The following is a 7,495-nucleotide window of genomic DNA, read 5'->3' as shown; positions in this document are numbered from 1 at the left end:
GGGGCTGGTCGGAGGGGCCGGAGGGGGCTGAACTTGCCCCGGTTGCGCCGGAGCGGCCGGGGTGGCTGGTTGGGCCGGGGCGGCCGGGCGGGGAGACGTTTGGGCGGAAATCGAAGCGGTCAAGGCAAGGCCGCAGGCCAGACCGAGATAGAGAGCACGCATGAGAGGAAACTCCTAAAAGTAGGACAAAATCATCCGTGGACGACTATTGAAAAGGTTGCAATCAATATGCCACGGTGATGATTTTGGCCCGATTGGCGACTTTCCCTGACAGGGCGGGAAGGCGAGGTTCGCGGATCTGATGAGACGGCCAATCGGCAAATGGTTTTTGACAGGCGTTCACCGGTCGGGTAGCCTGCCACCGGATGGCGGATTAAAAGCGGTTTGATTCTTTCCGATTCATGTCACGCAAATGTGAGATCCCGCATGGGCATGATCTGCTCGCTTTTGGCGATCCCCGAGCCGACGGCGCGGGAGGTCATGGCAAATCCGGCGGGCATCCGCGCCCTCCTCGCCGCCCGGACAGACCCCGGCCGGCGATTGTCCCTCGAAAAAAGCTGGCACGGCCTGCACTTCGCCCTGACCGGTTCTGCCTATAAGGGGGATGAATCGCTGAACTTTCTCGTCTCCGGCGGCGAACCGATCGGCAACGAAGATGTCGGTTACGGCCCCGCCCGTGTGTTGTTCACGGACGGCGTGGCCCGTCTCAACCAAGCTTTGGCCGCGGTTGACGACGAGTCATTCCAACGGCGATTCAACACCCCGGCCTTGGAGGCCGCGAATATCTATCCCCAGATTTGGGACGAGCCATTGGAGGAATTGCTGGAAGAGTACGGCGGGTACTTCCAAGAATTGAAGGAGTTCATCCGTCAGGCCGCGAAGGACCGGCTTTCGCTGGTGGTCACCATCAGATGAGGCGCCGTGCCGCCGAACTGTTATGCGGGCTGAGAATGGATTTTTGTTTCCTCGCCTGTCTTCCCGCCTCTGGGCGAGATATTCTTTTCATCTCTCCCCCGCCATTCAGATCAATCCCTGAAGTGTGGTGATCGTGGACTGGACGTTGATTCATGTGCTGTCGGCGCTTTTTCTCGCCACCCTCATCCGCTCGGCGTTTGGGTTTGGCGAAGCCCTCGTGGCGGTTCCCCTGCTCGCCTTGGTGATGCCGGTCGCGGCGGCCGCGCCGGTGGCGGTGCTGGTCTCCATCACCGTCGCGGCCATTGTCGTCGCGCAGGACTGGCGGCATGTTCACTTTCGCAGCGCGTTGTGGCTGCTCATCCCGACGCTGGCGGGCACACCGATCGGGTTGTTCCTGTTGACCGAAGTGAGCGAGCGGGCCGTGAAGGCCATCTTGGGCACCGTCATCGCGGCATTCTCCGCTTACATCCTGCTCGGCCGGAAACGGGCGGCCCTCCAGAATGACCGGCTGGCGTGGTTGTTCGGATTCGGCGCCGGGGTCTTGGGGGGCGCCTATGGCATGAACGGCCCGCCGCTCGTGATTTATGGCACCCTTCGCGGCTGGTCCCCCAAGCATTTCCGGGCGACGCTGCAAGGATACTTTCTCCCCGCCAGCCTCGCGGGCCTGATCGGCTACTGGCTGGCGGGCCTCTGGACGGCCGAAGTGACCCATCATTACCTGACCTCGCTCCCGGCGGTCCTCGCGGCCATCTTCCTGGGCCGGGTCGTCAACAACCGCCTGAACGGAAACGCCTTTCTCCGCTATGTCCACTTGGGCCTGATCGCGGCGGGAATCGTGCTGCTATGCCAGTCATTGGCGTGAGATATTCTTCGCTTCTTTTCTTCCACCGGACATTCATTGACCCGGCGTGGTACAATCTGGCCAACATCGTCGGCCCTCAACCATCTCTCCATCATGCCCCATCCCGCGCCCGCCCGCCATCCGGACCCGACAACGACGACGCTGTGGCGTTTTGTCAGTGATCGTCGTTGGGAGTTGTGTCATCTGGCACTGGGCGTGGCCCTCGTCGGCACGATGACGGCGGGGCTTTGGAAAATGCAGCAGCCGGGCAACAGGATTTTTGGCCCTCGCGACTGGCCCTATTGGCTTGTGGCCGGCCTTCCGGTTGTCGCATTGCTGGGGCAAATGTTTTTCCTCTGGCGAACGCGGCATCAGCCGCCGTCCTCGCGGGTGAGTGCCATCGCCACGGGGGTTGTCGCCGTTCTGCTCTTGCTCAGCCTGTTCGTGGCCTTGCGGGGCGTACCGTATTTGGAATCGAGGGAGCGAACCCGCATCGAGACGACGCTGGAAGCCGAGTTTGGCCTGCGCGTGACCAAGAGAGAACCGGACGGGGAGTTGAGTTTCAAGCTTGCGCCGGACCACCCGCTGGAATCGACGGCCGGGATTTCTCCGTTGTTCAACAAACTGGGGGCTGTTCGCAAACTTGATTTGAGTGAATGCAAAAATCTCAACACGGTCGAACTTCGCGGGCTGTCCGGCCTCCGGGAATTGGATCTCACCGGGTGCGTCGGGCTGACTCGTCTTGAACTGACCGACATGCCCGGCCTCTGGTATGTCAGCCTTGTTCGATGCGGAAAGCTCGCCGATCTCGACGGTCTCAAGGGGGCGCCCGCCCTCATGTGTCTGCTGGCCGATGGTTGCGCCAGCCTGACGAACGCGGACGGCCTGAAAGAACTGACCGCGATGGAATCGCTGTTTCTCGGTCATTGCGAGCAACTGGCCAACATCGACGCGCTGGCGAACCTGACCGGCCTGCAACAACTGTTCCTCCGCAAATGCGCCGTGCTGACGAACGCGGACGGCCTGAAAAACATGACCGATCTTCGCCGGCTCGATCTCGCCGGATGCGCCCGGCTGGCCAATATCGACGGGTTAAAAAACCTGACCTCGCTGGAAGAACTCAATCTCGCCGGGTGCGAGCAACTGACCGACACGGACGCGCTGAAGAACCTGAACCGGCTCGCCAGCCTGAATCTCGATGGCGCCCTTCAATTGTCAAACATCAACGGGCTGAAAAACTTGAAGACCCTCCGCTCGCTCGATCTCGGCAACTGCCCCCTCTTGAAAGATGTGGATGCGCTGGCCGGCCTGACCGGTCTGGAGAAACTGATCCTCCACAAATGTCCGGGGCTGACCAACGTGGACGCTCTGAAGAATCTGGCCGCCCTCCGGCAATTGAATCTTCGCTCCTGCGCCGGCCTGACGAACGTGGACGGCTTGAAGGGGCTGACCGGTCTTCAATCGCTCGACCTCGGCCTCTGCCCCAACCTGACGAATGTGGATGCCCTGAAAGACCTCGTCAACCTCCGGGTGCTTGATCTCCGGTCCTCCAACAACTTGAAGACGCTGGACGGATTGAAAACACTCGCCAGCCTCCAAATCCTCGGCCTCCAAAACTGCGTCCATCTGTTGAATGTGGACGGGCTGAAAACGCTCGGCAACCTCCGCGCCCTCAATCTTCACGGCTGCGTCGGCCTGAGAGACGTTCAAGGATTGCGGGGCCTCTCCCACCTCCAGGAACTCGATCTTTCCCGCTGCGAAAGCCTGCCCAACATCGACACCCTGAGAGACCTCCCCAACCTCCAAAAACTCGACCTCACCGAAGCCCCCCAACTATCAAAAGGCGCCGCCACCATCCGCTGGGCCTCGCGGGTGACCATCATCAAGTGACAGTTTTTGGCTTGCGTGAAGTTTCCAGAGAAAAAGGAACGCCGTCAGCAATGGAAGATGAGGCACTTCGGCAGGGCTTTTTGCAATGCCTCCACGGCGGCGTCCGTTACCTTGGTTTCGCACAGAGAGAGCGAGGCAAGCTTTTTGAGGCCGGCCAGTTCTTTGAGTCCCGTGTCCGTCAACTCGGTCTTGGACAAATCGAGGCCGAAGGAAGTATCGGGGACTGGCAATTTCGCCACCACACCATCCTTCCAATTGGGGAAACGGAATGCCGGGATGGCGCCTGCTTCGGGCTTCTCAATAAAAATCAGGCCGCCGGTCGTCTCCAGCTTCATCCACCCGACAGTCGCTCCGGCGTCTTTCCACGCCTTGATAATGTCGTCAGGCAGTGGCTTGGGAAGGTCTTTCTTGTCGGGCTCCCCGGCGAAGCCGAATTGACCGGCGATCAGCGCCAATGCGAATACCAATACGCGCATGATGAAATCTCCGAGTGTGGCTCAGGGCCTGTTATACCACCTGACGTTGGCCGAAACTCCATGCAATTTCCTCATGCGGGGCGACAGACGGCCGGTCGAATAACTGCTCTGCTCTTCTGTTCCCGGTTTTCCTTCCATCCTTTAACCTTCATCCGTCACCCTGATCTCCTTCCCCGGCTCCTCATAAATTCCCGGCTTTTGTCGATTCCCGTTCTATGGTTCGATTAAGTGAACAGGTCCGGTCGTAACGATTGTGCTGGTTATATCGTGAATCGAATCCGACTAGAATCCGGCTCTCAGCCCATCCCCGGATGGAAACTCACGGAACTTCGCGGCAAAGGGGGCTTTGCCGAGGTTTGGGAGGCCGTCAGCCCGGACGGGCAGCGATGCGCCATCAAATTCATGGCCAGTCGCAATTCTGCGTCCAGCATCAAAGAAATGAAGATCATTCAGGCGATCCAGAAGCTCAAGCATTCCAGCTTGTTGCGCATGGAGCGGATCTGGAGCATTCCCGAATACATCGTGATTGCGATGGAACTCGCCGACGGCAGTCTGTTTGATTTGCTCGAAGCCTACCAGAACGAATACAGCACAGCCATGACGCCGGATGTCGTCCTGCATTATTTGGTGTCGGTGGCCGACGGGCTGGATTATCTCAACGCCCATCAACATCCCTTTGAAGGCCGTACGGTCGGCTTCCAACATGCGGATGTGAAGCCGAGCAATCTGCTGCTGGTGGGAGACACCGCCAAGCTCGCCGATTTCGGGCTATGTCGGCCGACCTCCATGCTGAGCCAACAACAGGAAAAATCCGGCACGCTGGACTTCGCCGCCCCGGAGGTCCATCGCGGCATCCTGGCCGACTCCAGCGACCAATACAGTCTGGCCGTCACCTATTTCCACCTTCGCACCGCCCAATTCCCCTTCCCGGCGATTACCTCCGGGTTCAAGCGGGAACACAGCTATCAACGCCCGGCGCCCAACCTCGCCGGTGTCAGCCGGGAGGAAGCCCGCGTGCTGGAACGGGCCCTGGACCTCGAACCAAGCCGCCGCTGGCCCAATTGCCGCGCGATGATGGCGGCGATGAACGAAGCCTGCGGAACCAATCACCAAACGCCGGTGCCAAGCTCGAAATACGGCGCGGTCATGGTGTGATTATTGGGTTTTCGGTCTGAAGGACCGATTAATCCAGCCCGGTCCGTGAGGGCCGGGAATTCGGCGACAACCACCCTCGTTCCGGTCGAAAAACCCCGGCGGCAGACTTCCCGGCCCTCACGGACCGGGCTGGGTTAATCGGTCTTTCAGACCGAAAACCCCAATCAACACCCTCTCAATCCCCACTCAGGAACAGGCCCGTCATGCTGGGACCGTTTTTCCGACTGGCGATGATCGCCCCGGCCCGGCAAGCGGCTTTTCGCCGGGCGGCAGTGGCGCATGTGTTGTTCTGCGCGGCCGTGGCGTGGTGGGTGATCTCCACCCCCAGAGCCAACATTCTGGAGTTGGCCGGTTACGCCCTCCTCGGGGCTGGGATTGTGCAGGGGGCCGTGCTGATTGGCTGGCGGCTCACGCAAATTCCCAAGAGCCAGGCGCTCGAATTTCTGCTCACGTCTCCGATCCAGCCAAAACGGGTTTTCATCGCCGAGTCGCTGGTCGGCATCGCCCGATTTTTGCTGGTGCAACTCACCGGGGCCATTCCCTTGGGGCTGATGGTCTTCGCCGGGCGGATTCATTGGTTCGATCTGATATTGTTCGTGGTCTACCCGATGATCTGGGGCATCGTCGCCGGGGTGGGGCTGACGGTCTGGGCGTATGAAACCATTCTCGTGAAGCGGATCGGCGAGATCTTCTCGGGCCTCGGCATCTTGGTTTATCTCACGGTCGGTGTGCTGGCCGGGGAGCGGTTGCGGGATTGGTTGCAGGCGTTGCCGGAGACGATGGCCGAGACGTTCTTCCTCGGGTTTCGCGGGTTGCACGAATACAACCCGTTCGGCATCATGCAATTCTGGTTCGACCCGATCAACGGGGTTCCGCTCATCGCCTTGGAACGGGCAATCATCGTGGCCGTCGTCGGCTTGGTCGCGGGCGGGGCGCTCTATGTCCGGGGCATGTTCCGGCTGCGCGGGCATTTCCACGACCGGCATTATCGCCCCATTGATAGTTCCCGCGTCGCTCAGACGGAGCATATCGGCGACCGGCCGCTGTCGTGGTGGGCGGTGAAACGGGTGATGGAGTTTTCCGGCCGGGTGAACATCTGGCTCGCGGGCGGGTTCGGCATCCTTTACGCCGCTTATTTGCTCGCCGGGGATGCGTGGCCGGCGTGGATGGGGCACGCGGTGTTCGCCATCTTTGACCGCATGGGCGGGGCGCCGGCGCTCATCACCGGCCTGTCGGTACTGGCGGCAGTCCCGGCCGCGTTCCAATACGGGCTATGGGACTCCTCGACGCAAGACCGATGCCGACGGTTGGAATTGCTGTTGCTCACCGAGTTGGACGGCCATGATTACTGGAACGCCGCCCTCGCGGCCGCTTGGCGCCGGGGCCGGGGATACATGGGCGTGGCCCTAATGCTGGTCGCGGCGATGTTGCTCGGCGGCCGGGTCGCGTGGCCGCAGGCGGCGGCATGCGTGGCCGCCATCGGCTTGTTGTGGGGAATGTCGTTCGTGGTCGGGTTTGCGGCGTTTGGCAGCGGCATGCAGGCGAACGGGCTTGGCTCGATGCTCACGCTCGGCCTGCCGTTGATCGCCGTGTTGTTGATCCGGATGAATCTGCCGATGCTGGCCGCGTGGATACCGTCCGGCGCCGTTTATGTGGCTGTCGCCGAGCCGCTGACATGGACATGGTTTTTGGGGCCGATGGCCGTCGGGGCCGGAACAATCTGGCTGGCCCGGCGGGTGCGCGAGCGATGCGAGGGCGATTTGCGCCGCTGGTTCGACCGCAATCAGGGAACACAGACGGCGGCCGTCTGACTTATCGGCAATCGTTGACCCCCGCCATCGGCGGCGCCCGGTCGTTGCATCGGTCACGCCGGTCGCAATCCCGGTCCCGGCGATCACAATACCCGTCACACCAGAGCCGGCAACCGGTCCCGCACGACAGCAGCACGACCGTCATCGCGGCATATCCCAACAACTTCTTCCACACGGATCATCCTCCGCAATTTCGATCAAGTGGGAGGTTGATACCGTCCGGGCAAACCCGAATCAAGGGCAAGTCGGCCAAGTTGGGTCAAAACTTAAGCGAAAAATCAAAGTTTTTGAAAATGACGGGCGAGGGGGATTCGCCCCAGCCGCGTTGATGGTTTTCGCCCCAAGGAGCTTGTGAATTTTCTACATTACCGTTTGGAATGAGAAGCGATGAGTCGAGCCGGAGGGCA

The 7,495-nt window shown here is 60.9% G+C and carries 7 protein-coding genes; 5 read left to right on the top strand and 2 right to left on the bottom strand.

Annotation, left to right across the window (positions count from 1 at the left end; translation table 11 throughout):
• The first annotated feature begins 426 nt into the window (after positions 1 to 426).
• The 3 genes from BGIM_RS50425 (at position 427) to BGIM_RS0114950 (ending at position 3,646) form a co-directional block, all read left to right on the top strand.
• A complete protein-coding gene (locus BGIM_RS50425; RefSeq protein ID WP_020470572.1) occupies positions 427 to 915 on the top strand; it encodes a YfbM family protein in 489 nt (162 codons plus the stop codon).
• Positions 916 to 1,048: 133 nt separating this feature from the next.
• A complete protein-coding gene (locus BGIM_RS0114955) occupies positions 1,049 to 1,777 on the top strand; it encodes a sulfite exporter TauE/SafE family protein (protein WP_040889178.1) in 729 nt (242 codons plus the stop codon).
• A gap of 93 nt (positions 1,778 to 1,870) precedes the next feature.
• Positions 1,871 to 3,646 carry a leucine-rich repeat domain-containing protein gene (locus BGIM_RS0114950; protein WP_020470570.1) on the top strand — a complete coding sequence of 592 codons (1,776 nt, stop codon included), beginning with the start codon at positions 1,871 to 1,873 and terminating at the stop codon, positions 3,644 to 3,646.
• Positions 3,647 to 3,690: 44 nt separating this feature from the next.
• Here BGIM_RS0114950 and BGIM_RS0114945 read toward each other — a convergent pair whose 3' ends face one another.
• Positions 3,691 to 4,122: a hypothetical protein gene (locus BGIM_RS0114945; protein WP_020470569.1), complete on the bottom strand. Its 432-nt coding sequence runs from the start codon at positions 4,120 to 4,122 to the stop codon at positions 3,691 to 3,693.
• A 267-nt stretch (positions 4,123 to 4,389) separates the two neighbouring features.
• On the opposite strand from BGIM_RS0114945, the gene BGIM_RS0114940 reads away from it, so the two are divergent.
• Together BGIM_RS0114940 and BGIM_RS0114935 are read left to right on the top strand one after the other, a co-directional pair.
• Positions 4,390 to 5,277, top strand: coding sequence for a serine/threonine-protein kinase (locus BGIM_RS0114940; protein ID WP_020470568.1), 888 nt, complete (start codon positions 4,390 to 4,392; stop codon positions 5,275 to 5,277).
• Between the two features lie 203 nt (positions 5,278 to 5,480).
• A complete protein-coding gene (locus tag BGIM_RS0114935) occupies positions 5,481 to 7,088 on the top strand; it encodes a hypothetical protein (RefSeq protein ID WP_020470567.1) in 1,608 nt (535 codons plus the stop codon).
• Position 7,089: 1 nt separating this feature from the next.
• Here BGIM_RS0114935 and BGIM_RS62905 read toward each other — a convergent pair whose 3' ends face one another.
• A complete protein-coding gene (locus BGIM_RS62905) occupies positions 7,090 to 7,263 on the bottom strand; it encodes a hypothetical protein (RefSeq protein WP_020470566.1) in 174 nt (57 codons plus the stop codon).
• Positions 7,264 to 7,495 lie beyond the last annotated feature (232 nt).

This window comes from Zavarzinella formosa DSM 19928, assembly GCF_000255705.1.
Taxonomy (GTDB): Bacteria; Planctomycetota; Planctomycetia; order Gemmatales; family Gemmataceae; genus Zavarzinella; species Zavarzinella formosa.
This window is presented reverse-complemented; position numbering and strand designations above follow the sequence as displayed.

Coding starts and splice junctions, on each gene's coding strand:
- BGIM_RS50425 (WP_020470572.1), top strand. CDS start 427: ATGGGCATGATCTGCTCGCTTTTGGCGATCCCCGAGCCGACGGCGCGG.
- BGIM_RS0114950 (WP_020470570.1), top strand. CDS start 1,871: ATGCCCCATCCCGCGCCCGCCCGCCATCCGGACCCGACAACGACGACG.
- BGIM_RS0114945 (WP_020470569.1), bottom strand. CDS start 4,122: ATGCGCGTATTGGTATTCGCATTGGCGCTGATCGCCGGTCAATTCGGC.
- BGIM_RS0114935 (WP_020470567.1), top strand. CDS start 5,481: ATGCTGGGACCGTTTTTCCGACTGGCGATGATCGCCCCGGCCCGGCAA.